Consider the following 26,117-nt stretch of genomic DNA (forward strand, 5'->3'; position numbering starts at 1 on the left):
ATCTTAATCTTGTAGAAATGATAGAATCGAACTACCTAACTTTTTATCGTTATTCCAAAATCTCTCTGAACGTTTTTGCTATCTCGTTTAGCGGGTGCAAATATAAAACTTATTTCTAATCTAACAAGAAAAAATAAATCTTTTTTTTTTAAATTTAATTTCTAAACCCTAAAACAACAAAACAATGAACTTAATAACTAACACATATCTCCGTTAGCGGGTGCAAATATACACCGCATTTTCAATCCCACAACTATTTAATCAACCTTTTTTCTAATTATTTTAAAACTAAAACCTAAAAACATAATTATCAGTTAGATAAAATAAAAATACTTATGCTTTTTTTGAAACTTATTGATTAAACAGATAATTTAAGGATTATATCCAAGGCATTCTACATAATTATATATAGTTATTCACTTTGTAAATGGTAAAACATAAGGAGAATAAGTACAACCAATATTCAATGGATTTTAATTTAATGTAACATGAATAAACGAATTAAGAATATTTGAACTTTAGAAAAACAAAGAAAACCTAAAAGAATATTATGGAATAGTTAATAAGTACATATATATATTGTGTGAAATTATGTTTTCTAATATCTTTGCAAATTCAAACATTAATAAATTAAATGATTAAAATTACTTTACCAGACGGAACAGTTAAGGAGTTCGAAAAGAATAGCACTCCTATAGATGTTGCTAAAAGCATAAGCGAAGGTTTTGCTAGAAATGTAATATCTGCAAATTTCAATGACAAGACAGTTGAAACTACCACTCCGTTAACCACCGATGGTACTTTAATTTTATATACATTTAATGACGAAGGTGGTAAAAAAGCATTTTGGCACTCATCTGCTCACGTTTTAGCAGAAGCAATCTTAAGTTTTTATCCTAATGCAAAACTAACAATAGGACCTGCAATAGAAAATGGTTTTTATTATGATGTAGATTTAGGCGATGAAGTAATTTCTGACAAAAACTTTAAGGAAATAGAAACTAAATTTTTAGAAATAGCTCGTGGTAAACATGAATTTTCTTTAAGATCTGTATCTAAAGCGGATGCACTAGAGTTGTATAAGAAAGAAAACAATGAATATAAAGTTGAATTAATAGAGAATTTAACTGACGGAGATATAACTTTTTGTGATCATAGTAATTTTACAGATTTATGTAGAGGAGGACATATTCCTAACACTGGAATTATAAAAGCTATAAAAATAATGAGTGTTGCTGGCGCGTACTGGCGTGGTGACGAAAATAATAATCAATTAACAAGGGTTTACGGAATCTCATTTCCGAAGCAAAAAATGTTAACTGAGTACCTAGAAATTTTAGAGGAAGCAAAAAAACGTGATCACAGAAAACTAGGTAAAGAATTAGAACTTTTTACTTTTTCTCAAAAAGTTGGAGCTGGTTTACCTTTATGGTTACCAAAAGGAGCTGCTTTACGTTCTAGATTAGAAAACTTTTTGAAAGCAGCACAGAAAAAAGCTGGTTATGAAATGGTAATGACACCGCATATTGGTCAAAAAGAACTTTATGTTACTTCTGGGCATTATGAAAAATATGGAGAAGATAGCTTTCAGGCAATAAAAACTCCTAAAATGGATGAGGAATTCTTACTAAAACCAATGAATTGCCCGCACCACTGTGAAGTTTATAACTTTAAACCATATTCTTACAAAGATTTACCTAAACGTTTTGCAGAATTTGGTACTGTATATAGGTATGAACAAAGTGGAGAATTACATGGCTTAACACGTGTAAGAGGTTTTACTCAAGATGATGCACATATTTTTTGTACACCAGAACAATTAGATCAAGAATTTAAAGATGTAATTGATTTAGTACTTTACGTATTTGGATCTTTAGGATTTGAAGATTTTACAGCGCAAGTTTCTATAAGAGACAAAAGTAATCCAGAGAAATATATTGGAGATACTGACACTTGGGAAATTGCAGAAAACGCAATTATTAGTGCTGCAAAAGACAAAGGGCTAGATTATGTTGTAGAAGAAGGTGAAGCTGCTTTTTATGGTCCAAAGTTAGATTTTATGGTAAAAGATGCTTTAGGTAGAAGCTGGCAACTTGGTACAATACAAGTAGACTACAACTTACCTAAGCGTTTTGATTTGACATATAAAGGTTCTGACAATCAACAACACAGGCCAGTAATGATACACAGAGCTCCTTTTGGATCTATGGAAAGATTTATTGCTGTTTTGTTAGAGCATACAGGCGGAAACTTCCCACTTTGGCTAACTCCAGATCAAGTTATCTTATTGCCAATCAGTGATAAATATCAAAAATATTCAGAAAAAGTTTTAGAATCGTTAGAAAATTCCGAAATTCGCGCCCTAGTAGACAACCGAAGTGAGAAAACTGGTCGTAAGATTAGAGATGCAGAAGTAAGCAAAATACCATTTATGGTAATTGTTGGAGAGAAAGAAGAACAAGATGGCACAGTTTCTGTAAGAAGACACGGAGAAGGTGATATTGGAACCTTTACAATTGAGGAATTTATTTCTTTAATTAAAACAGAAGAAAGTAAAACATTGAAGAAATTTTAATTAATTTTGAATTTCAACAAAAATAAAAGGTTGGTAACACAACTAAATGTATAATTTAAATTTATAAGTCATAGCAATACGTAGAAGTAGGTCGAGAAGACCGTTAAGAGTAATCAAAGAAGATCAGCATAGGATTAATGAAAAAATAAAATATGTTGACGAAGTTCGTCTTGTGGGCGATAATGTAGAAGTTGGTGTATATCCTTTAGCAAAAGCTAAAGAATTAGCCAGAGAACAGGAATTGGATTTGGTAGAGATTTCACCAAAAGCGAAACCACCTGTTTGTAAAATTATTGATTACAAGAAATTCTTGTATGAGCAAAAAAAACGTGAAAAAGCTTTAAAATCTAAAGCTACTAAAGTTACTATTAAAGAAATACGTTTTGGACCTCAAACAGATGAGCATGATTATGAATTTAAGAAAAAGCATGCCATTAAATTCTTACAAGAAGGAGCTAAGTTAAAAGCGTTTGTATTCTTTAAAGGTCGTTCTATAATATTTAAAGAACAAGGACAAATTTTACTTTTAAAGTTAGCACAAGAATTAGAAGAGTATGGTAAAGTAGAGCAACTACCTAAATTAGAAGGTAAACGTATGATTATGTTTATTGCTCCTAAAAAAGTAAAATAACAATCTTATAAGCAAGATAAAAACGAAGGAGAAATGCCGAAAATGAAAACAAAATCTAGCGCCAAAAAACGATTTAAAGTTACTGGTACTGGAAAATTAAAAAGAAAGCACGCGTTTAAAAGTCACATCTTAACAAAGAAGTCTAAAAAACGTAAATTAAAGTTAACTCATGCAGCTTTAGTACATAAAGCAGATGAGCCTAACATTAAGCAACAGTTAAACTTAAAATAAGTTTAACCAGGGAATTTAATTATTAACCATGGAGTTAGGCCAAATATGAAAAGTATTCTGAAAAGAATCGCCTACTACAAAACACATTGAAATTATGCCAAGATCAGTAAATTCAGTAGCCTCAAGAAAAAGAAGAAAAAAAATCTTGAAGGCAGCAAAAGGTTACTTTGGACGTAGAAAAAACGTTTATACAGTAGCAAAAAATGCGGTTGAAAAAGGAATGCTTTATGCATACCGTGACCGTAAAAACAATAAGAGAAACTTCCGTTCTTTATGGATTGTACGTATTAACGCTGCAGCTCGTTTACACGGAATGTCTTACTCTCAGTTTATGGGGAAAGTAAAAGCTAATAATATCGAATTAAACCGTAAGGTTTTAGCTGATTTAGCTGTTAATAACCCAGACGCTTTTAAGGCAGTTGTAGAGAAAATTAAATAAATATAAATTACTTGCTTATAATAAAAACCCAAACGTTTACGTTTGGGTTTTTTTATTACTTTTATTATTTTAAAAATTACACCAAATATTATAAAATGAGATTAAAACTTATTACCCTAACAGCTTTATTTATAACTACTATTTCAATTGCTCAAGAAACCACAAAACCAGAAGACAACTCACTTAGTGGCCAATTTGATAAAATTTACAGAACTTCTACAACCTATCAAACATATAAAGTTATAAGCAAAGACAAATTTTTAAAACTAAAACAAAACGTTTTAGACTCTCTTAAAAACTCTAAAAACTTAGTAATTGAAAAAAACGGACTTCTAAACACCGAAAGAGAAAACACAAAAAAAACGCTAGAATCACTTAACGAAACAAAGAATAAATTAGAAATCGCTATCGAAAAAGAAGGTTCTATATCATTATTAGGTATACAAGTTAGTAAAACAACTTATAACTTAATATTATGGACAATCATATTTGTTTTGTTATTAAGTCTAGCATATTTCATCTTTAAATATACCAAAAACAATATGCTTACTAAAAAAGCTAAAAGCGACCTTTTAGAAGTAGAATCTGAATATGAAAAGCATAGAAAAAAATCTATAGAAAGAGAACAAAAACTTAGACGAGAATTACAAGACGAAATCAATAAACAAAGAAATTCGTAATTAAATTTAGATAAAATAAGATAAATGTAATCTAAATTACTGATTGTTAGATTAATATTAATTTTTACATTCAAAATTTATAGTTCTACTTATATTTTGTAACTTTAAGAACTAATCAACAAAATAAGTTTTGAATATACTACATATAAGTGCAGAGTGCTTTCCTATAGCAAAAATAGGAGGTCTTGCAGATGTTGTAGGTGCTTTACCTAAGTACCAAAAAGAAAAAGGCACTACCAGTAACGTGGTTATGCCTTTTTATAATAATAAATTTACTCAAGAAAATTCTTTCGATACAATTCATGAAAATTTTATCGCTTTAGGACACAATTATTACAACTTTAAAGTATTAAAACTTAAAGACAATAATTTAGGCTTTGACATCTACTTTATTGATATACCCGATTTAACTTATAAAGATTACGTTTACTCTAATGATGATACAAATAAGTTTTTAGCATTTCAAATTGCAACCTTAGATTGGATTTTATCTTTAAAGAATAAACCTGATATTATACATGTACACGATCATCATACAGGATTAATTCCATTTATGATTTCGCAATGCAATAAATATGAAGATTTAAAAAATACACCAACCGTTCTAACAATCCATAATGCACAATACCAAGGTTGGTTTTCTCATGATAAAGTTAATTTAATACCACCATTCGATTTTACAAAAGTTGGTCTTTTAGATTGGGACGGAAATATTAATCCGTTGGCAGCTGCAATTAAATGCGCATGGAAAGTTACTACCGTCTCTCCTTCTTACATGAAAGAATTACAAGTTAATGCAAATGGTTTAGAAAACTTATTGCATCATGAAAGTAATAAATGTGTCGGAATATTAAACGGAATTGATACAGATGTTTGGAACACCAACATAGACAAACATTTAATAGAAAATTACACTACAAAAAATGCGCTGAAAGGAAAACTAGCTAATAAAAAATGGCTTTGCGAAAAATACAATTTAGATATTGATAAACCCTTGTTTGCATTTATTGGACGATTAGTTGGTGAAAAAGGCGCAGATTTATTTCCAGAGATTTTCACTGAAGCACTAGCCAATAATAATATTTCTATATTTTTATTAGGTTCTGGTCATAAAGAAACCGAAGAAAAACTTAATAAAATACCTAAAAACAACTTTAATTCTTTTATTGGTTATGATGAAAAATTAGCACATATAATTTACGCTGCTGCAGATTTTTTATTAATGCCATCTCGGGTAGAACCTTGTGGGTTAAATCAAATGTATTCTTTAAGATACGGTACAGTGCCTGTTGTTAACGAAATTGGTGGTTTAAAAGATACAATTGTAGATATTAAAAATCAAAATGGCTTTGGGATTTGCCATAAAGGTGTTACAGTTCCTAATGTTACCGATGCTATTTTAAGAGCTACAGACTTTTACAAAGACAAGGAAACATTTAACAACAACATTCAAAATATAATGCAAATAGACCATTCTTGGAGCAATTCGGCTAAAGAATATGTCAATTTATATAATTCTTTAAAAAATTAAACAAATGATAAACGACAAAGTACTTGGAATTATTTTAGGAGGTGGTCAAGGTTCTAGATTATATCCTTTAACTAAAGATAGATCTAAACCTGCTGTACCAATCGCAGGAAAATACCGTTTGGTAGATATTCCTATCTCAAATTGTATTAATGCAGATATTAAACGAATGTATGTTTTAACTCAGTTTAACTCTGCTTCTTTAAATCAACATATAAAAAACACCTATCACTTTAGTTTTTTTAGCTCTGCTTTTGTAGATGTTTTGGCGGCAGAACAAACTATGGAAAGTGACAAATGGTTTCAAGGAACTGCAGATGCGGTAAGACAAAGTATGCACCATTTTTTAGAGCATGATTTTAAATATGCTTTAATTTTATCTGGAGACCAATTATATAACATGGACTTTAGAGATATGATTGCTAAACACGAAGAAAGTGGCGCAAAAATATCGATAGCAACATATCCTGTAAATGCCAAAGACGCAACTTCTTTTGGTATTTTAAAAACAGATGAAAACAACACCATTACTTCTTTTATAGAAAAACCAAATGCAGAACTTTTACCAGATTGGACGTCTGATGTAAGTGATGAAATGAAAGATGAAGGTAGAAATTACCTAGCCTCTATGGGTATTTATATTTTTAATCGAGAATTATTAGTAGAATTAATGGCTAATCCTGATACTATCGATTTCGGTAAAGAAATAATTCCGCAAGCAATAGGAGAACACAAAACAATGAGCTATCCATACGAAGGTTATTGGACAGACATTGGAAACATTGATTCATTTTTTGAAGCAAACTTAGGTTTAACAGACGATTTACCAAAGTTTAATTTGTATGACGAAAACAGAGTTTATACAAGAGCAAGGATTTTACCAACTTCAAAGATTTCTAATACACAACTTAACAAAACAATAATTGCTGATGGATGCATTATTAATGCTGAAAGAATAGAAAAATCTGTAATTGGTATTCGTTCTAGAATTGGTAAAGACACAATAGTTACAAATACATATATGATGGGTAATGATTTCTACGAATCTTTAGAAGACATCAAAAATAACAATATTGAAAATCAAGTTGGCATTGGCGACAGATGTACAATTAACAATTGTATTATAGATAAAAATTGTCGAATTGGTGATGATACTAAAATTAACGGAGGTCCTCATTTAGAGGATATAGAAACAGAAACTTATCAAATAAAAGAAGGAATTGTTGTTATCAAAAAAGGTGCAATTATACCAAAAGGAACAGTTATTTAGTATCTAGTAATTTTCAATTTTTAAAAACATTACATGTCTAAAGTTATAGCACATTCACTATTTTCAGAATTCGATATCAATTTATTTAAAGCCGGCAAGCATTACAGATTATATGAAAAATTTGGCTCGCACATTACTACAATAAATGGTATACCTGGCACCTACTTTGCCGTTTGGGCACCAAGTGCGAAAGAAGTTTCTGTTGTAGGAGATTTTAATTATTGGAATGATAAAGAACATCAATTAAATGTAAGATGGGATTCTAGCGGTATCTGGGAAGGCTTTATCCCTTTCGTAGAAAAAGGAAGTATTTACAAATACAAAATACAAAGCAACAATAACAATGTTATAACAGAAAAGGCAGATCCTTATGCGCGAAGATGCGAGCATCCTCCAAAAACTGCATCCATAGTTTGGGAAGATAATTATTCTTGGAAAGACAAGAAATGGATGAAATCTCGTAAAGAAAAAAACGCATTAAATGCACCTTATTCGGTTTACGAAGTTCATTTAAACTCATGGAAACAAAAAATTGAAGAAAATCGATTTTTAAGCTATAATGAATTAGCTGAAGAATTGGTAAATTATGTGGTAGAAATGAATTTTACACATGTAGAATTTATGCCAATAATGGAATATCCTTACGACCCAAGTTGGGGATATCAATTAACAGGCTATTTTGCACCAACATCTAGATTTGGTTATCCGGATGAATTTAAATATTTAGTAGATAAGTTTCACGAAAACAATATTGGTGTAATTTTAGATTGGGTTCCGTCTCACTTCCCTTCAGATGCTCATGGTTTAGGCTTTTTTGATGGTTCTAATTTATACGAACATCCAGATGTACGAAAAGGTTATCATCAAGACTGGAAAAGTTTAATTTTTAACTACGGAAGAAATGAAGTAAAATCTTTCTTGATAAGTAATGCTTTATTTTGGTTAGATCAATACCATGCAGATGGATTAAGAGTAGACGCTGTAGCATCGATGCTATTTTTAGATTATTCTAGAAAAGATGGCGAATGGGAACCAAATGAATTTGGTGGTAGAGAAAACTTAGAAGCAATTGCATTTATTAAAGAAATGAATGTTGCCGTTTACGAAAACTACCCAGATGTACAAACAATTGCAGAAGAATCAACATCTTTTCCTAAAGTATCTAGCCCTGTTTTTTCTGATGGTTTAGGCTTTGGAATGAAATGGATGATGGGTTGGATGCATGATTCTTTAGACTATTTTGCAAAAGAACCAATCTATAGAAAACATCATCAAAACGACTTAACTTTTAGTTTGAACTATGCATTTACAGAAAACTTTATGCTACCGCTTTCTCATGACGAAGTTGTCTACGGGAAAAAAGCAATTGTAGAGAAAATGCCGGGTGATGAATGGCAAAAATTTGCAAATTTAAGACTATTATATTGTTTTATGTTTACGCATCCAGGAACTAAACTTTTGTTTCAAGGTGCCGAATTTGGACAAACAAGTGAATGGAATTTTAACGGAAGTCTAGATTGGCATTTATTACAGTATGATGTTCATAAAGGTATTCAAAATCTAGTTAAAGAATTAAACTTACTTTACAAAACAGAACCCGCATTACACCAAAAACAATTTTCGTTTGATGGTTTCGAATGGATAGACCACGGTGATCATGAAAACTCAGTTCTTTCTTATATCAGAAAAGGAAACGACCCAAAAAATGATGTTATAATAATTTTAAATTTAACGCCTGTTCCTAGGGAAAATTACAGAGTTGGATTACCCAAATCGGGTACATTAATAGAGATTTTTAACAGTGATCAAAAACTTTTTAATGGCACCAATAATTATAAAAACTTAAAATTAAAAACTAATAAAAAGAGCTGGAATAATAGGTTAAATTCAATCGAATTGAATTTACCACCTTTAAGTATGCTCGCTTTTAAATTTAAATAAACTTAAACTTTTAAAACCTCTTTATAAAATACTAATAGTATCGTAAAAAAAGAGGTTTTAATTTTTAAACTTCATAAAAATAAACGTCATTTTTAAGACTTTAAAAAATCTTTTCTTAACATAGAAAAGAAATCTTATTTGCCTAATTTTTAAATAAATAAGTAATATTTTTGTTAGTAACACAGAGTTAAACGTTATCGTAGAAATAACAATTTTAATACTAAAAAATCTATAACTTTTACGATTTTTGAATTAATATTTAAACAACCAAGACTATGATTGTTAATACAGAATTAGAACAAAAAGGAAATTTATTTCCATCAGAAATAATAAGTTACCAAAAAGATGTAGACACACTATATTTTAACACAAAAAATGGTGTTGTGCTACAAGTTACTGTTGTTAGAGATAGTGTAATACGTTTTCGATACAGCACAACAGGTAAATTTGAAAATGATTTTTCTTACGGTGTAACCATACATGCAAGTAGAGGATATAGTTTTTTAGATGTTTCTGAAGACGATAAAAATTATATTATTACAACATCTAAGCTTATTTGTAAAGTAGAAAAACAAAGTTTACAAGTTAAACTATATGATGCTGTAGACAATAAGCTTATCAATGAAGACGAAATTGGTTTTCATTGGGAAGAAAGTTATGAGTTTGGTGGTGACATAGTAAAAATGAGTAAAATTTGTCAAAAAGGAGAAAGTTTTTATGGCTTAGGAGACAAACCTGTAGAAGTAAATTTAAAAGGAAAACGCTTCGAAAATTGGGCAACAGATTCTTATGCTTTTGGCAAAAATACAGATCCTATATACAAAGCAATACCGTTTTACACAGCAATACAAGACAATAAATCTTACGGAATTTTCTTTGATAATACTTTTAAAACTCATTTTGACTTTGCACACGAAAGAAGAAATGTAGCAAGTTTTTGGGCGCAAGGTGGTGAAATGAATTACTATTTTATCTACGGTCCTAAAATGGACGATGTAGTTAAGAATTATACAGACCTCACTGGTAAGCCACATGCATTACCACCATTATGGGCATTAGGTTTTCATCAATGTAAATGGAGTTATTACCCAGAAAGTAATGTAAAACAAATCACAAAAACATTTAGAGATTTACAAATTCCTTGTGATGCCATTTATTTAGATATCGATTATATGGATGGTTTTAGATGTTTTACTTGGGATAAAAATCATTTTCCAGATCCTAAGAGAATGGTTAGAGAATTAGAAGAAGACGGTTTTAAAACTGTTGTAATTATAGACCCAGGAATTAAAATAGATTTAGAATACGATGTATTTAAAGAAGCTTTAGACAAAGATTATTTTTGTAAAAGAGCCGACGGACCTTATATGAAAGGAAAAGTTTGGCCCGGAGAATGTTATTTTCCAGATTACACAAAACCAGAAGTTAGAGAATGGTGGTCTGGTTTATTTAAAGAATTGATAGAAGATATTGGTGTAAAAGGTGTTTGGAATGATATGAATGAACCTGCAGTAATGGATGTTCCTAATAAATCTTTTCCTAATGATGTTCGTCATGATTATGATGGCAACCCTTGTTCTCATAGAAAAGCACACAATATTTATGGTACACAAATGGCACGTGCTACTTACCATGGTTTAAAAAAATATGCATATCCAAAAAGACCTTTTGTAATAACAAGATCTGCATATTCTGGTGCGCAACGCTACACATCTACTTGGATGGGAGATAATGTAGCAACTTGGGAACATTTAGCAATTGCAAACAACCAAGCACAAAGAATGGCCATGTCTGGTTTCTCTTTTGCAGGTAGCGACATTGGTGGGTTTGCTGAACAACCTCAAGGAGAGTTATTTGCCAGATGGATACAGTTAGGTGTATTTCATGCATTTTGTAGAGTACATTCTTCTGGAGATCACGGAGACCAAGAACCTTGGGTTTTTGGTACTGAAATAACAGATATCGTTAGAAAGTTTGTAGAACTAAGATATCAATTATTACCATATTTATACACAGCTTTTTGGAAATATATAAATGACGGAAGTCCGATTTTAAAATCTTTGGTTTTATACGATCAAGAAGATACTTCTACGCATTACAGAAGTGATGAGTTTGTCTATGGAGAACAAATTTTGATTTGTCCGATTATAGAACCAAATGCTAAAGGTAGAAGAATGTATATACCAAGAGGTAAATGGTATAATTTCTGGACAAACGAAGTTGTAGAAGGAGGAAAAGAAATGTGGGTTGATGCTGATATTGATAGTATGCCAATATTTATAAAAGAAGGTGCTGTTATACCTAAGTATCCTGTGCAACAATATGTAGGTGAAAAAGAATTTGATGAAATAACATTAGATGTTTATTACAAAAAAGGCAAAGAAACCTCTCAACTATTTGATGATGCCCATGATGGTTACGATTATAAAAAAGGAAGATTTAGCTTGCGAACTTTTAAAGTTACAGGTAAAAAAGAAGAATTAATTTTACAGCAACACAAATCTGGAGATTTTGATGCGAAGTACAATAATTTTAAAATCATCTTCCACAATTTACCATTTGCAATTCAATCTGTTCAGATAGATAATGTAGAAATTGAATTAGACAATATAAATAATGATAAAAATCAATCTATCACTATAAACAAAGAGTTTACAGAATTACATTTATTCGGTAAATAATTTACCAATCCCCGAATTCAGGGTAATGCATCCCTGAATTCGGGGATACTAAAAATTCACTGATTTCAGGGATTGTGAAATATTCTAAACTACAATATCTTTGTAGTGTTATTAAATCAAATTCCCCCAAATTGTATAATTTATATTGGATTTTTTAACGAATATTTGTTTAACGCAAAAAAGGCGGTTATTAGTTCTTCAAGAACTTTAATCGCTTTTTTATTTTACATACTTTCATCTGTATCTAAACTTACTTTATCTTTTTTACCACTTTTATAAGCAACTGCAATAATTGCAATTTCTAATAACAGTAAACCTATTTTTGCTTTCTTACTCTTTGTTAAAGCAGACGTTAATCCTATAATTTTTGTAGCTATCATAATATTTATTTTAATGTAAAGATACCTTCAACCTAAAAATAACATTAGTTCATTTCATTTAAAAAATAACTGAAATAAAAAAAGCCTCAGATTAAAATCTGAGGCTTTTTTATATAATACCAGAAAAATTAAATTCCGTCATTTAAACTTTTAAGTTTTTCTGTATTTTCTGCTAGCATTAACTCGTCAATTATTTTTTGAATATCACCATTTACAATATTTGGTAAATCATATAAAGACAAACCAATTCTGTGATCTGTAACTCTACCTTGGGCATAATTATAGGTTCTAATTTTTGCACTTCTATCTCCAGAAGAAACCATAGAACCACGTTTTAAAGCATCTTCTGCATTTTTCTTTTCTAGCTCCATATCATACAATCTAGAACGTAAAACTTTAAATGCTTTTTCTTTATTTTTATGCTGCGATTTTTGATCTTGACATTGTGCTACTAAACCGGTAGGAATGTGTGTTAAACGTACCGCAGAATATGTAGTGTTTACAGATTGTCCACCAGGACCAGAAGAACAAAAAAAGTCTATTCTTACATCTTTCGGATTAATTTCTACATCAAATTCTTCTGCTTCTGGAAAAACCATACATGTTGCAGCAGATGTGTGCACTCTACCTTGAGTTTCTGTTTGCGGAACTCTCTGTACTCGATGCACACCTGCTTCAAATTTTAAAGTACCATATACATCATTACCAGAAACTTCAAACTGAATTTCTTTAAAACCACCATTCGTTCCTTCAGAATAATCTACAGTAGAAACTTTCCAACCTTTACTTTCGCAATACTTAGAATACATTCTAAATAAATCTCCTGCAAAAATACTTGCTTCATCTCCACCAGTTCCGGCACGTAATTCTACAACCGCATTTTTAGAATCTTCTGGATCTTTAGGTATTAGTAATATTTTTATTTCTTCTTCTAATTGAGGAATTCTAACATTTGCTTCTTCAATTTCCATTTTTGCCATTTCGTTCATCTCTGCATCAGAACCATCGGCTAGTATTTCTTTAGCTTCTTCTATGTTATTTGTTAAAGTTTGATATTCATCACCCTTTTTAACAACATCACCTAAATCTTTATATTCTTTCATTAATTGCGCGTAACGCTTTTGATCCATGATAATTTCTGGTTGAATAATCAAATCAGAAACCTCATCATAACGCTGCTTAACAATTCTTAATTTATCTAACATCTTCTACTCTTTTCTTGGATTGCGAATTTACAATTTTTCTCTGAAATTTAAATGTTTCATTTTGAGTATATTTGAATATTTCTAAACTTTAAGAATGAAACCAATTCTATTTTTAACCATATTAATGCTGTTTTTATCATGTGAAAATAAAAAAACGGACATACAAAAACCTTCGTTTTTAATTGGAAAATGGATTCGCCTAGAAAAGCCTGATACTACTATTACTTATGAAACGTGGCATAAAAATTTTAAAGGAGAAGGTATAACTCTAAAGGGTAAAGACACAACTTTTTACGAGGAAATGGAAATTATTAAGGTAAAAGACACCTTATTTTTAAAAGTTATTGGTGTAAATGAAATTGCTACTCTTTTTAAGTTTACAGAACAAACCGACACTTCCTTTACTTGTGAAAATTTAGAAAATGAATTCCCAACAAAAATTAAATATTACAAAGACAATAAACTTTTAAAAGCTATAGTTTCTAACAACGATTTTAAAATTGATTTTATTTTTACGAAAAGATAAATTACAAAAAAACTCTAAACAATATTGTTTAGAGTTTTTTATTCAAATTATTTGTTTTTGTTTAATACTCAAATGTACCAAACTCACTTTTAATTGTTAATTTTTTTGAATCAGATGCTTCTACTCTACCTACAATTTTAGCGTCTACATTAAAAGATTTAGAAATTTCTATAATGTTCTCTGCTATTTCAGGAGAAACATATATTTCCATTCTATGACCACAATTAAATACTTGATACATTTCTTTCCAATCTGTTTTAGATTGTTCTTGAATCAATTTAAATAATGGTGGTATTTCGAACATATTATCTTTTACAATATGTAAATTGTCTACAAAGTGTAAAATTTTAGTTTGTGCACCACCAGAACAGTGAATCATACCATGTACTTTATCCGAAGAAAAATTATTTAAAATTTCTTTTATGATAGGTGCATAGGTTCTTGTTGGTGATAAAACCAATTTACCAGCATCGATAGGAGAATTTTCTACTTTATCTGTTAATTTTGTATTACCAGAATACACTAAATCTTCTGGCACAGCTGCGTCAAAACTTTCTGGATATTTTTCGGCTAAATATTTATGAAAAACATCGTGTCTAGCTGATGTTAATCCGTTAGAACCCATTCCGCCATTATATTCAGTTTCATAAGTTGCTTGTCCAAAAGATTCTAAACCAACAATTACATCACCGACTTTTATATTGGCGTTGTCAATTACATCCGTGCGTTTCATTCTTGCAGTTACTGTAGAATCTACAATAATTGTACGCACTAAATCACCAACATCTGCTGTTTCACCTCCCGTAGAATGAATTGTAACTCCAAATTTCTTTAAATCTTCAATTAATTCTTCGGTACCATTTATAATTGCTGATAAAACTTCACCAGGAATTTTACTTTTATTACGGCCAATTGTAGAAGATAACATAATATTATCTGTAGCACCAACACATAACAAATCGTCGATATTCATTATTAAAGCATCTTGAGCAATACCTTTCCAAACAGAAATATCACCAGTTTCTTTCCAGTACATATATGCTAATGAAGATTTTGTACCTGCACCATCTGCATGCATGATTAAGCAATAATCTGAATCGTTTGTTAAATAATCTGGCACAATTTTACAAAATGCCTTCGGAAATAAACCTTTATCTATATTTTTGATTGCATTATGTACATCTTCTTTTGATGCAGAAACACCTCTTTGCGCGTATCTTTTAGAAACTTCTTTACTCATGTTATTGTGTTGTTGTTGATGCAAATTTAGTCTTTTGATTAAAAAAAGCCATACTTGTTTTGTTATATTTTTATCTTGTAAATAACAACTCTCGGTATTTTGTTAAAGGCCAAATATTATCATCTACCATAGTTTCTAATTGATCGCAATGAAAACGAATTTTTTCGAAAAACGGTTTTACTTTATTGCAATATTGTTCTGCAGATTTTAATCCGTTTTGTTTATTTGCTTTCGCTCTTTGCTCTTCCATTTTAATAACCAAAGCATTAATTTCTGTAATATGGTTAGATATTACCATAATTAACTCTAATTGCTCTTTTGCAATTTTTCTAAATTCTTCGCCAAAAATTTCTTTTAAATTCTTTGTGTTTTCTAATAAAGTATTTTGATAAATTATTGCAGTTGGCACAACATGGTTTCTTGATATATCTGCCAAAACTCTACTTTCTATTTGCAAACGTTTTGTGTATTCTTCTAATTTAATTTCATAACGAGCCTCTATTTCTACCTTGCTCATTACATCCATTTCTTCGTATAAAGCTACAGTTTTTTTAGAAGCAATTACTTTAAGAGCTTCTGGTGTATTTCTATTATTACTTAATCCTCTTTTCTTCGCTTCTTTTTCCCAAGCATCTCCATAACCATCACCATCAAATCTAATTTTTTTAGATTCTTTAATATATTCTCTTAAAACATTAAAGACTGCCTCGTCTTTTTTAAGACTTTTAGACTCAATTAATTTATCTACTTCAATTTTAAATTCTTTTAATTGTTTTGCTACAATTGTATTTAAAACGGTCATTGGTCCTGCGCAATTGGCAGAAGACCCTACTGCTCTAAATTCAAATTTATTACCAGTAAAAGCAAAAGGAGATGTTCTATTTCTATCTGTATTGTCTAATAAAATTTCCGGAATTTTACCTATAATATTTAACTTTAAATCGGTTTTTTCTTGAGGAGATAACTTTCCTTTTGTTACATTTTCTAATTCGTCTAAGACTGCCGATAATTGATTTCCTATAAATACAGAAATTATTGAAGGTGGTGCTTCACTTGCACCTAATCTAAAATCGTTTCCTGCAGATACTACAGATGCTCTTAATAATTCTTCATATTCGTAAACAGCCTTAATTGTATTTACAAAAAATGTAAGAAATTGAAGATTCTTCATTGGTGTTTTACCCGGACTCAGCAAGTTTGTACCATTATCTAATGATAAAGACCAATTATTATGTTTCCCAGAACCGTTAATGCCAGCAAATGGCTTTTCGTGAAAAAGAACTCTAAAATTGTGTCGCTTTGCAACTTTTTGCATAACATCCATCAACAAAGAATTATGATCTACTGCTAAGTTTGCTTCTTCAAAAATAGGAGCCACTTCAAACTGATTCGGAGCAACTTCATTATGCCTTGTTTTTACAGGAATACCTAAAAGCATACATTCTTCTTCTAAATCTTGCATAAAACTCATTACCCTAACTGGTATAATACCAAAATAATGATCATCTAACTGTTGTCCTTTTGCAGAGAAATGGCCTAATAGAGTTCTTCCTGTTAATTGAATATCTGGTCTAGACAATGCCAGTGCATTATCAACTAAGAAAAATTCTTGTTCCCACCCTAAAGTAGCATTTACTTTACTAATTGTTTTATCAAAATATTTGCAAACAGCTGTAGCATGAGTATCTATAGCTTGTAAAGCTCTTAAAAGCGGTGTTTTGTTATCTAAAGCTTCACCTGTATAAGCAACAAAAATTGTAGGAATACACAATGTTCTTTCATAAATAAATGCTGGTGACGTAGGATCCCAAGCGGTGTATCCTCTAGCTTCGAAAGTGTTTCTTATGCCACCTGTAGGAAAACTAGAAGCATCTGGTTCTTGTTGAACTAATTGTTCTCCGTCGAACTTTTCCATTGCCAAACTACCATTTATAGACTCAAAAAAAGCATCATGTTTTTCTGCAGTAGCACCCGTTAAAGGCTGAAACCAATGTGTGTAATGAGTAGCGCCTTTAGACATTGCCCAATCTTTCATGCTTACCGCAACTTGATCTGCAATCTTTCTATCTATTCTTGTACCATGCTCAATAGCATTCATTACACTTTCATAAGCAGAGCGTGTAAGGTACTGCTGCATAGCATATTTATTAAATACATTCTGACCAAAAAGTGTTGATCTTTTTTCGCTTTGCAGAACTTTTATAGGTTTCCTTTTTAAAGTTTCTCTCAAAGCATCGAATCTAATAATTGACATATTGTTATTTTTTTAAGCTTTTTTTTTACTTATAAATAAATGACCCCCTTTAAAATTAGGGATTAAATTATTTTTTTGCAAAATTAGACATTTTACCCCTATTTTTTTTGATATGTAGGTAAAATATTTCATTTTTGTAATGTTAACATCATACACAATTATTTATTATGGCAAAAATTAAATTAGAATACATTTGGTTAGATGGATATTATCCAACTCAAAACATGAGAAGTAAAACCAAAGTTGAAGAACACGAAAACTTTCAAGGAACAGTTGAAGAATTAAGTAATTGGTCTTTTGATGGTTCATCTACAAAACAAGCTTCTGGAGGTGACTCTGATTGTTTATTAAAACCTGTTGCTATTTATCCAGATCCTGCAAGAATTAATGGTTATTTAGTTATGACTGAAGTTTTAAATGCTGATGGTACTCCTCACGTTTCTAATGGTAGAGCTACAATTGATGATGATGATAATGATTTCTGGTTTGGTTTCGAACAAGAATATTTTATTATGGATACTAAAACGCAATTACCATTAGGTTTCCCTATTGGTGGTTATCCAGCTCCACAAGGAATGTACTATTGTTCTGTAGGAGGAAAAAACACTCACGGAAGACTTTTAGTTGAAAAACATGCAGATCTTTGTATTGATGCAGGTTTAAATTTCGAAGGTATTAACCAAGAAGTTGCATCTGGCCAATGGGAGTTTCAATTATTTGCTAAAGGCGCAAAGAAAGCAGGAGATGAAATCTGGATTGCTAGATACTTATTAGACAGATTATCTGAACAATATGGTTATTACATAGAGTACCATCCAAAACCTTTAGGGAAAGATATGGATTGGAATGGTTCTGGTATGCACGCAAACTTTTCTAATGAAGTTTTAAGAACTTGTGGTTCTAAAGAAACTTACGAGAAAATTTGTGAAGCATTTAGACCTGTTGTAAAAGAACATATTGAAGTATATGGAGAATTTAACGACCAACGTTTAACAGGAGATCATGAAACTGCATCTATTCACGACTTTTCTTACGGTGTTTCAGATAGAGGTGCATCAATAAGAATACCTATTATTACAGTAGAAAAAGGTTGGAAAGGATGGTTAGAAGACAGAAGACCTGCTTCTAATGGAGATCCATACAAAATTGCTGGTAGAATTATAAAGACTGTAAAGTCTGCAAATATTAGCTAAGACTAATAATTAAATAAAAAAGCTCGCAATTTGCGAGCTTTTTTATTGTCTTTTTTTTTAAAGAACTAAATAGATAAATAGTACATAACCAACAAATAGAAATATACCTTTAAACCTACTTAAAACGTATTTTTTAGGCAGAAATACTAACGGAATTAAGATACCAGCAAAACCTAACATCCAAAAGATGTCTCTAGACAAAATTTGATCTTCTGTAACATAGATATTTTTCACCAACGAAGTCACACCTAGCACAGATGCTATATTAAATATATTAGAACCAATTAAGTTTCCTAAAGATATTGCTTTTTCACCTTTAACAGCAGCTATTACAGATGCAGCCAACTCAGGAACACTTGTACCAATTGCAATCATTGTAATAGAGATTACACCTTCACTAACACCCATATTTTTTGCAATATCCTTTGCCCCATCTACTAAAAATTCAGATCCATAATAAAGTGCAATAGCTCCAATTAATAACCAAATAAAAATTTTGCCATAACCAATAGACCCTAAAGCTTCATCTACCTCTTCTAAAGTAACTTCTTCTTTACGAGCATTCCTTATTAAAACAAATAAAAAAACAGCTAAACCTACTAATAAAATAATCCCTTCTGCTGTAGTTAGAATATTGTCGTTTTTTAAGAAATAATAAAGAACCAAAGAAAACACCATCATAACTGGCCAATTCAATTTATAGAATCCTTTATCTACAGCTATTGGTCCAATAATCGCTGTAATACCTAAAACTAAACCAATATTTGCAATATTTGAGCCAATAACATTATTTATTGCAATTGCAGGCGAGCCATCTAAAGCAGCTTGCAAACTTACCAGCAACTCTGGTGCTGAAGTAGCAAAAGAAACTACCGTCATACCAATAACCATTTTAGAGATATTTAATTTAAAAGATAAACCTATAGAAGATTTTACTAAAAACTCACCACCCACAACCAACATAACTAAACCAATAATTACATAAAAAATACTCATAAAATTTGTTTTGTGCGAAGATACATTATTATCACTTTAAGATAAAGGAAAAGATAGAACGCGAAAAATTTTAGTTATAAAATATCTGTTTTGCTTTATTTTTCAAAAATGACAAAAATTACCCCTTAATATAGTTACACTTTAAAATATAATTAAGATAATTAATAAATAAAACAAACTAATTACAAGGATAGGTGGTTTCATATTATAACTTATATTTATTTTATAGTTACAAACTTAAAATCAATCTAATAAATAAGTATTAAACTGTTTGGTAATAGGCTTTCAATCTATATATATTGATAAGACAATTTCGAAATTACCTCAATTTATTAACTTTTAAAACTTATATTATGATACTTATTATTACAAAAACCGTTAAAGATATTGCAGACATTATTTTCTCTGTACTATTCTAATCTCTACATAAAAACAACTCTTTAAAAAGAGTTGTTTATTTTCATTAAATTTGATATTGAAATTAACACCTAATGAAAAAACGAGTATTTAAATTTCTTGCAAAAATTAACAAACTATTTCTACCTTCTTATACTAAAAGAGGTTTAGATCTCTCTAAAGCTACAAAGCTGCAAATGGCTATTATTGGTTGGCGAGCTTTTGTAACTCAGAATTCGTTAGAATAAAAACTACATATTATGAAAACAGAACACGTAACAATATTTTCTGGTTCTTTTATTATTGTAAAAGGACTACAGAACAGATTAGATAGCAACAACATTGGATCAATAATTAAAGATAGAGTAGAATCTGCAAGATTAGGCGGCTTTGGAGAACATAGAACAGCTGTTGAATTACTTATCTTAAAATCTGATATTGATAAAGCACAAAATATTATTGACGCATACACTAAAGAAATAAATTCGTAAAAAAACCGCATAAGATTTCTTAGTTTAAAAAAATGCATTTATATTTGCACCCGCAAAAAGGCCATGTGGCGCAACTGAATAGCGCACTTGATTACGGCTCAAGAGGTTCTAGGTTTGAATCCTAGCATGGTCACAAAAATAAATCCTAAATTACTGTTTTTCAGTTTTTTAGGATTTTATCATTTAATAACGTGTCATTTTTAGTGTCATTTATCTTTAAAAAAACGTTTTTTGATTACGGTGCGGATATCCCACTAATAAAGGTTTCAACGAACTTTAGGATTTTTGAAGTCACCCTTTCGGATTTTGCTTTTCGTTCCTTTAAACTTGGTCTTTGGTTCATCAAATCGACAATATCATCTCGTAAAGGCTTTTTTTCTGTGAATAGGTAATCACCGATTACTTTCTCCAGTTTTATAGCATCTAGGTCTTCTTTGTCACTCAGCTCTTTAATAGCAATTAGCTTTTCCTTAGTTATAAAGTTTGTGAATTCGTCACCTATATCTTCAGAATCTTCGATTAGTGGTAAATGCTGATTGATAAACTTCTCAATCAATTCTCGCTTACTTCGTAATCTCGTATCTCCAGCGATGATATCGTAAATAGCTTTCTCTTGCTTTTCTTTATCTTCTGGTGTGGCATCCTTCAGTTTTGCTAGTAGTTTCAAAATGTATGCAACGTTAATTTCGTCACGGTGTATCAACTCCAGCTCAAAATCTATATCTTGAAGTATCGATACTTTTTCTTTTGCATCGTGGCTCTTAACCTTATCATACAAATCAAGATACTTGCTTTTGTAATCTTCAAAAGTTTGCTCATTTACACTAAGGTCATCAAACGTGAACTCTGTAAACGTGCTAAGAATATTTTTTAAACGCATTAGCTCTCTAAATGCTTTCGCAAAAGCTAGCTCTTCTTCTTCATCCTTCAGATTGTTTACGCTGTTAACCGTTGGTGCTATTTGCAGTAATGCGATAAAAGCTGCGTTCATCTTCTCAACGTACTCTTCGTACGGTTGCATTATGATTTCGTCCTTAGCATTTATATTCGAGAATAGGCTTATTGCTTCATCGGTACGTTCTTTTAAATTTCTAAACGCTACGATATTGCCTTGTGATTTTAATTCGTTCAGAATTCGGTTTGTTCTGGAATAGGCTTGTATTAGACCGTGGTAACGTAAATTCTTATCAACGTAAATTGTGTTTAACGACTTGCTATCAAAACCAGTCAAAAACATATTCACTACAAGTAAAATATCTACTTGTTTATGTTTTACTCGCTTTGCAATGTCATTGTAGTAATTGTAAAATGACTGCGAGTCCTTAGTACTGTAATTTGTCGCAAACATTTTATTGTAGTCACCAATAAAACCTTCTAAATGTTCTCTGGTGTGCTGGTTCTTCTCAGCTGTTCCATAGCTTGATGCTGGTTCTGCTGCCATCGCAAACTCATCATCTGTCCACGTGTCACCTACAGCTTCTTTATCGTCCTCATTAGCGTTGTATGAAAATATGGTTGCTATGCGTAGATTGTGTTCTCCTGCTTCCTTTTTCTGTTGGAATAGATTGTAGTACTTGATTAAGGTATCAACATTGCTAACGCAAAATATTGCTGTGAACTCTCGACTGTGAGTTTTCCTATTATGGTTTGTTATTATAAAGTTAGTAATAGCATCCAAACGTTCAGGTGCTTCCATTACTTCCTTCTCATCAATCGCTTCTACCTCGATATCCTGAATACCGTCTTTCTTTTTAAACGTCTGGATATACTCTACTGAGAACTTTAGTACGTTCTCGTCACGTATTGCATCGGTGATTACATACTTGTGCAAGTCTTTATTGAATAGCATTGCAGTGGTACGTTTACCGTATTCATTCTTTCCTGCGTTATCTTCAAAAATTGGAGTCCCTGTGAAACCAAACATTTGGCTATTCTCGAAAAATCCTTTAATCGCTTCGTGTGTTTTACCAAATTGCGAACGGTGACACTCATCAAAAATAAATACGACTCGTTTATGCCTAAGCGATTCCATTTTTTTGATATGGCGTGACTTGGTGACTGCGGTATTGAGCTTCTGTATAGTAGTTACGATTAATTTTGCATCTCCAGTTAATTGCTTTACTAGTGTTGAGGTGTCATTTGTACCGTCAATACTGCCTTTACTGAAACTATTAAACTCCTTTGTAGTCTGGTAATCTAAATCCTTCCTATCAACTACAAAAACCACCTTATGGACTTGTGGCATTTGCGTAAGTATCTGACTGGTCTTAAAAGATGTCAATGTCTTACCTGAACCAGTGGTGTGCCAGATATAACCGTTTTTAGTCGTGGTCTTTACGGTATCAATAATGGCCTCTACTGCATAAAACTGATACGGACGTAATACCATTAAGTAACGTCCTGACTCATTCATCACAACGTACTTGCATATCATTTTTGATACGTGACACGGCTCTAGGAATATCTCAGAAAAGTCTGCGAGCTGTGTGATGAGTTTGTTTTTGGTATCTGTCCAGTAAAACGTTTGTTTGAATGAACGAGCTTTAATAGGGCTGTTTGCGTAGTACTTAGTATTGACTCCGTTACTGATTACAAACAACTGTATAAACTGAAATAAACCCGCTCCAGCTCCAAAACTGTGACGCTCGTAGCGATTAATCTGGTTAAAGGCTTCTTTGAGTTCTAAACCTCTACGCTTCAACTCAATCTGTACTAGTGGTAAACCATTGATAAGAATCGTAACATCGTAGCGGTTTTTGTATTTTCCTTCAATTGTGACTTGCTGTGTTACCTGATATTGGTTTCTACACCAATGTATCTGGTTAATGAGTTCTATGGTCTTGTTCTCGCCTTTATCGTTTACATAAGGCACACGGTCACGTAATATCTTCGCACGGTCAAAAATTGACCCTTTATTAATATAGTTAAGTACTTGCTTAAAATCCTGCTCTGATAATGTAACTTTATTGTGATTCTCTAACTGTGTTTTGAGATTTGACAACATTGAAACCTCATCAACTATCTCGACCTTTTTGTAACCTAATGCCACTAGCTGTGTGACTAGGTTATTCTCTAATATTTGTTCTGGTTGTGTTGTCATTCTTCTTCATCGTTTTGCGATAACATTCCTGCAATCATTTTAATACGTGATATTGCAAACTCGACTTTTTGTTTACGCTCTTTTAAACTAGGTCTTTCCTTTAAGATTCCAATAGCTTCATCTGGTAATGGGTCTTTGTCAGTGAACAAATACTCTTCAATAGCTGTTTTGGATTCCTCAAACTTAAATTTATAGGTATCAGTAAGTGCTTGTAACGATTCTAAGCGTTCGGCAGTCCAAAACTCTTCTTCTTTGAAAGTATTGATTAGATTTTCTACCTCACGTTGTACAGCTTCGACTGGTTGCGTGTCTGCTGATTCATCTGTATCATCATCTACTAGAGTGTCGAGGTAATCTTGATACTCTGCGTAATATATCTCTTCATACTTCTCGTAGCTGTTGTCAAAAAGTAATCTGCTGAAGTCGATTTTTGTGATGAGGTTATCGTTTTGGTCGTCTAACCATTCGTTATAATCTTCTTGCTTTTTGTAAACTAGTTTTTTATCCTCTTCTTTTTTGATTTCGTACTGTATAGCTAGCTCGTGTATCATAAAGGAGCAAATACCATCAGTAATAGACTGTATAGAATTTGCTAAATGCAATTCGCTTTCTGTAGGTTTTGGATAGATTCTACCGTGTGAAATATCTCCTCTATCGTGACGAATGGCGGTTATCTTATCTACAGCTTTCTTTGCGTTCTTTTGCATTTCTGAGGTGGCTGAAGCAATGAGCGAGTCAATTCTATCTTTATTTTTTATGATTTTATAGAGTGACATATGTAAATCTCTCTCAAACCCAGTTCTATAAACCTCATCAAAAGCCATTCTTACTAAATATGTCATTTTCCCCTCACAGTTCCTTCTTACTTGTATATCGTCATTGTACTTATCACTGATAAGCTCCAAAGATTTTTTACAAAGTCCTTCTATAAGTGATTTGCAGGATTCTATTGAGATATCTGGATTTTTAGGTAGGTTTTCTTCAATCTCTTTCACTATCAAGCTGTAGCCTGTCAAACCCTCAATATCATCTTTAAACTCTTCTATTTTTGCCTTTGTCAACTCCATACCTACACAAACATTTTTTGAAGTAGGCTATATTTTAAATTACTAGACTCTTCTAATTTATTTTCTAGCGCATTTACTTTTTCATCCAGTTTGACTAAAAAATTTGACATTCTAATCTGTTCTTCAACTATAGGAATACGCACTCGAATTTTTTTAACTTCTGGAAAATTGACATAAATCTGAGTTCCTCCCTGAGAAACTGAAAAAATTTTTCTTCTAATTTTTCTTGAATTAATTAGATACCAAGAAAAATAAGGTGTAATTGCATCTAAGCATATCAACCTTTCACTTCTTTGATTGTATATGTATTCGTTGTCTGAATCTATCAAAATCGTTGAACCTATAATGTCTCCAGTTTTGGTTTTGTCATTTAAAACCATTACCAAATTATTCTTATCTAGAAGCTTAGTTTTTGTTTTATCATTTAAAACTACACGTTGACCATTGTCAATGTATTTTCCATTTTTTGAGTAATTTCCAATTGAAATGAATTTATGACTTTCGTATTCGGACTGAAATTCTTCTAAAGATGTCCCTCCAGTATTATTAAATAAATCTCCAATTCGCTTCTCTTCCCACTCAGGAAAATCAGTACCATCATCTTGCTTAAAGCGTATTTCTTGAGCAAATAGCTTTTGCATTATGCTGGTTTTATACTCTTCTAAAGCCTCTTTTTTGGCTTTGAGTAATTTTATGCGTTTATCAATAGCTTTTAGGAAATTGGCTATTTTTTGTTGTTCTTCTGGTTCTGGTATATTTAGACTTAGACTTTTTAAATGGTTCTTGTACAAATGAATTACAGATATACCTTGTGCTAACCGTGCTATATTTCTCTTTTTAGCATTGTTGAGGTAATATGCTAAGAATACTCCATTTAATGTATTAGGTCTAATGATATTTAGGTCACCACCTAATGCGATATCGGATTTTAATACACAAGATGCAGTTGCTATATCAATAACCGTTTCACCCGATGCTGGAATAATGACATCAAACTCTTCACTTAGAACAAGCTCATCTACTGGAACGTCTGTACTTGACTTAACCTCATCAATAACTTCATTATACTCTGTATAGAGTTCGCCATATCTTATACAGGGCGTTTCTCCATCTTCTACAATATCATTTTTAGAAATTCCTTTCCCTTTAAAAAATGTAGCAACCTCTGGATTTCCTAAACTTTTAGTAGTCCAGTCTCCATCAAACTCAGGAAAACGCAGCTCTGGCTTTAGTTGTTCTGACATAGCGAGCTAGTTTTTTGCGTGAGGGATAGTAACGGCATCCTTTTGTGAG

General features: G+C 31.3%; 21 protein-coding genes and 1 tRNA gene. 14 read left to right on the forward strand and 8 right to left on the reverse strand.

From position 1 onward, the window contains the following. The first annotated feature begins 634 nt into the window (after positions 1-634). The 9 genes from thrS to ACYPV9_RS11240 all read left to right on the forward strand — a co-directional run bounded on the left by thrS (position 635) and on the right by ACYPV9_RS11240 (position 11,976). On the forward strand, positions 635-2,575 hold the full coding sequence (gene thrS, locus ACYPV9_RS11200; RefSeq protein ID WP_459743769.1) for a threonine--tRNA ligase: 1,941 nt from the start codon (positions 635-637) through the stop codon (positions 2,573-2,575). A 112-nt stretch (positions 2,576-2,687) separates the two neighbouring features. Beyond that, positions 2,688-3,206 carry a translation initiation factor IF-3 gene (gene infC / locus ACYPV9_RS11205; protein WP_077811209.1) on the forward strand — a complete coding sequence of 173 codons (519 nt, stop codon included), beginning with the start codon at positions 2,688-2,690 and terminating at the stop codon, positions 3,204-3,206. A gap of 33 nt (positions 3,207-3,239) precedes the next feature. Next, a complete protein-coding gene (rpmI, locus tag ACYPV9_RS11210; protein WP_299064030.1) occupies positions 3,240-3,437 on the forward strand; it encodes a 50S ribosomal protein L35 in 198 nt (65 codons plus the stop codon). Positions 3,438-3,531: 94 nt separating this feature from the next. After that, positions 3,532-3,876 (forward strand): 50S ribosomal protein L20, encoded by a 345-nt coding sequence (gene rplT, locus ACYPV9_RS11215; protein ID WP_036823323.1) that lies wholly within the window; start codon positions 3,532-3,534, stop codon positions 3,874-3,876. 95 nt (positions 3,877-3,971) lie between these two features. Then, positions 3,972-4,556 carry a hypothetical protein gene (locus ACYPV9_RS11220; protein WP_459743772.1) on the forward strand — a complete coding sequence of 195 codons (585 nt, stop codon included), beginning with the start codon at positions 3,972-3,974 and terminating at the stop codon, positions 4,554-4,556. 130 nt (positions 4,557-4,686) lie between these two features. Continuing rightward, entirely contained in the window at positions 4,687-6,087 is a 1,401-nt protein-coding gene (locus ACYPV9_RS11225) for a glycogen synthase (protein ID WP_459743774.1), read from the forward strand. Between the two features lie 4 nt (positions 6,088-6,091). Then, the gene (locus ACYPV9_RS11230; RefSeq protein WP_459743776.1) at positions 6,092-7,354 is read left to right on the forward strand and encodes a glucose-1-phosphate adenylyltransferase; all 1,263 of its coding nucleotides are present in this window, start codon (positions 6,092-6,094) and stop codon (positions 7,352-7,354) included. 33 nt (positions 7,355-7,387) lie between these two features. After that, positions 7,388-9,295, forward strand: coding sequence for a 1,4-alpha-glucan branching protein GlgB (gene glgB / locus ACYPV9_RS11235; protein WP_459743778.1), 1,908 nt, complete (start codon positions 7,388-7,390; stop codon positions 9,293-9,295). A 275-nt stretch (positions 9,296-9,570) separates the two neighbouring features. Further along, on the forward strand, positions 9,571-11,976 hold the full coding sequence (locus ACYPV9_RS11240; protein ID WP_459743782.1) for a glycoside hydrolase family 31 protein: 2,406 nt from the start codon (positions 9,571-9,573) through the stop codon (positions 11,974-11,976). 224 nt (positions 11,977-12,200) lie between these two features. On the opposite strand, the gene ACYPV9_RS11245 is transcribed toward ACYPV9_RS11240, so the two are convergent. Together ACYPV9_RS11245 and prfA are read right to left on the reverse strand one after the other, a co-directional pair. Beyond that, positions 12,201-12,356 (reverse strand): hypothetical protein, encoded by a 156-nt coding sequence (locus tag ACYPV9_RS11245; RefSeq protein ID WP_299064006.1) that lies wholly within the window; start codon positions 12,354-12,356, stop codon positions 12,201-12,203. A 128-nt stretch (positions 12,357-12,484) separates the two neighbouring features. Beyond that, a complete protein-coding gene (prfA, locus tag ACYPV9_RS11250; protein ID WP_077811202.1) occupies positions 12,485-13,561 on the reverse strand; it encodes a peptide chain release factor 1 in 1,077 nt (358 codons plus the stop codon). Between the two features lie 94 nt (positions 13,562-13,655). On the opposite strand from prfA, the gene ACYPV9_RS11255 reads away from it, so the two are divergent. Beyond that, entirely contained in the window at positions 13,656-14,087 is a 432-nt protein-coding gene (locus ACYPV9_RS11255; protein ID WP_299064003.1) for a hypothetical protein, read from the forward strand. A gap of 61 nt (positions 14,088-14,148) precedes the next feature. Here the strand turns inward: ACYPV9_RS11255 and ACYPV9_RS11260 are convergent, their stop codons facing one another. Together ACYPV9_RS11260 and ACYPV9_RS11265 are read right to left on the reverse strand one after the other, a co-directional pair. Beyond that, positions 14,149-15,327, reverse strand: coding sequence for an AIR synthase related protein (locus tag ACYPV9_RS11260; RefSeq protein WP_299064001.1), 1,179 nt, complete (start codon positions 15,325-15,327; stop codon positions 14,149-14,151). 70 nt (positions 15,328-15,397) lie between these two features. Continuing rightward, entirely contained in the window at positions 15,398-17,581 is a 2,184-nt protein-coding gene (locus ACYPV9_RS11265; RefSeq protein ID WP_299063998.1) for a glutamine synthetase III family protein, read from the reverse strand. Between the two features lie 167 nt (positions 17,582-17,748). Between ACYPV9_RS11265 and ACYPV9_RS11270 the strand changes: the two genes are divergently transcribed. Then, on the forward strand, positions 17,749-18,774 hold the full coding sequence (locus tag ACYPV9_RS11270) for a glutamine synthetase beta-grasp domain-containing protein (protein WP_299063995.1): 1,026 nt from the start codon (positions 17,749-17,751) through the stop codon (positions 18,772-18,774). Positions 18,775-18,831: 57 nt separating this feature from the next. Here ACYPV9_RS11270 and ACYPV9_RS11275 read toward each other — a convergent pair whose 3' ends face one another. Beyond that, entirely contained in the window at positions 18,832-19,770 is a 939-nt protein-coding gene (locus tag ACYPV9_RS11275; protein WP_459743788.1) for a calcium/sodium antiporter, read from the reverse strand. A 491-nt stretch (positions 19,771-20,261) separates the two neighbouring features. Between ACYPV9_RS11275 and ACYPV9_RS11280 the strand changes: the two genes are divergently transcribed. From ACYPV9_RS11280 to ACYPV9_RS11290, 3 genes are all read left to right on the forward strand, one after another. Further along, a complete protein-coding gene (locus ACYPV9_RS11280; RefSeq protein WP_079738210.1) occupies positions 20,262-20,414 on the forward strand; it encodes an SsrA-binding protein in 153 nt (50 codons plus the stop codon). Positions 20,415-20,426: 12 nt separating this feature from the next. Beyond that, on the forward strand, positions 20,427-20,657 hold the full coding sequence (locus ACYPV9_RS11285) for a putative signal transducing protein (RefSeq protein ID WP_299063985.1): 231 nt from the start codon (positions 20,427-20,429) through the stop codon (positions 20,655-20,657). Between the two features lie 59 nt (positions 20,658-20,716). Further along, a tRNA-Arg gene (locus ACYPV9_RS11290) sits at positions 20,717-20,790 on the forward strand. Between the two features lie 102 nt (positions 20,791-20,892). Here ACYPV9_RS11290 and ACYPV9_RS11295 read toward each other — a convergent pair. The 3 genes from ACYPV9_RS11295 to ACYPV9_RS11305 are packed head-to-tail and all read right to left on the reverse strand — an operon-like array spanning position 20,893 to position 26,068. Next, positions 20,893-23,757, reverse strand: a complete 2,865-nt coding sequence (locus tag ACYPV9_RS11295; protein ID WP_459743791.1) for a type I restriction endonuclease subunit R — start codon at positions 23,755-23,757, stop codon at positions 20,893-20,895. After that, a complete protein-coding gene (locus ACYPV9_RS11300) occupies positions 23,754-24,824 on the reverse strand; it encodes a hypothetical protein (RefSeq protein WP_459743793.1) in 1,071 nt (356 codons plus the stop codon). The genes ACYPV9_RS11295 and ACYPV9_RS11300 overlap by 4 nt, the downstream gene beginning before the upstream one ends. A gap of 2 nt (positions 24,825-24,826) precedes the next feature. Further along, a complete protein-coding gene (locus ACYPV9_RS11305; RefSeq protein ID WP_459743795.1) occupies positions 24,827-26,068 on the reverse strand; it encodes a restriction endonuclease subunit S in 1,242 nt (413 codons plus the stop codon). Positions 26,069-26,117 lie beyond the last annotated feature (49 nt).

Source organism: Polaribacter sp. OB-PA-B3, from assembly GCF_054589375.1.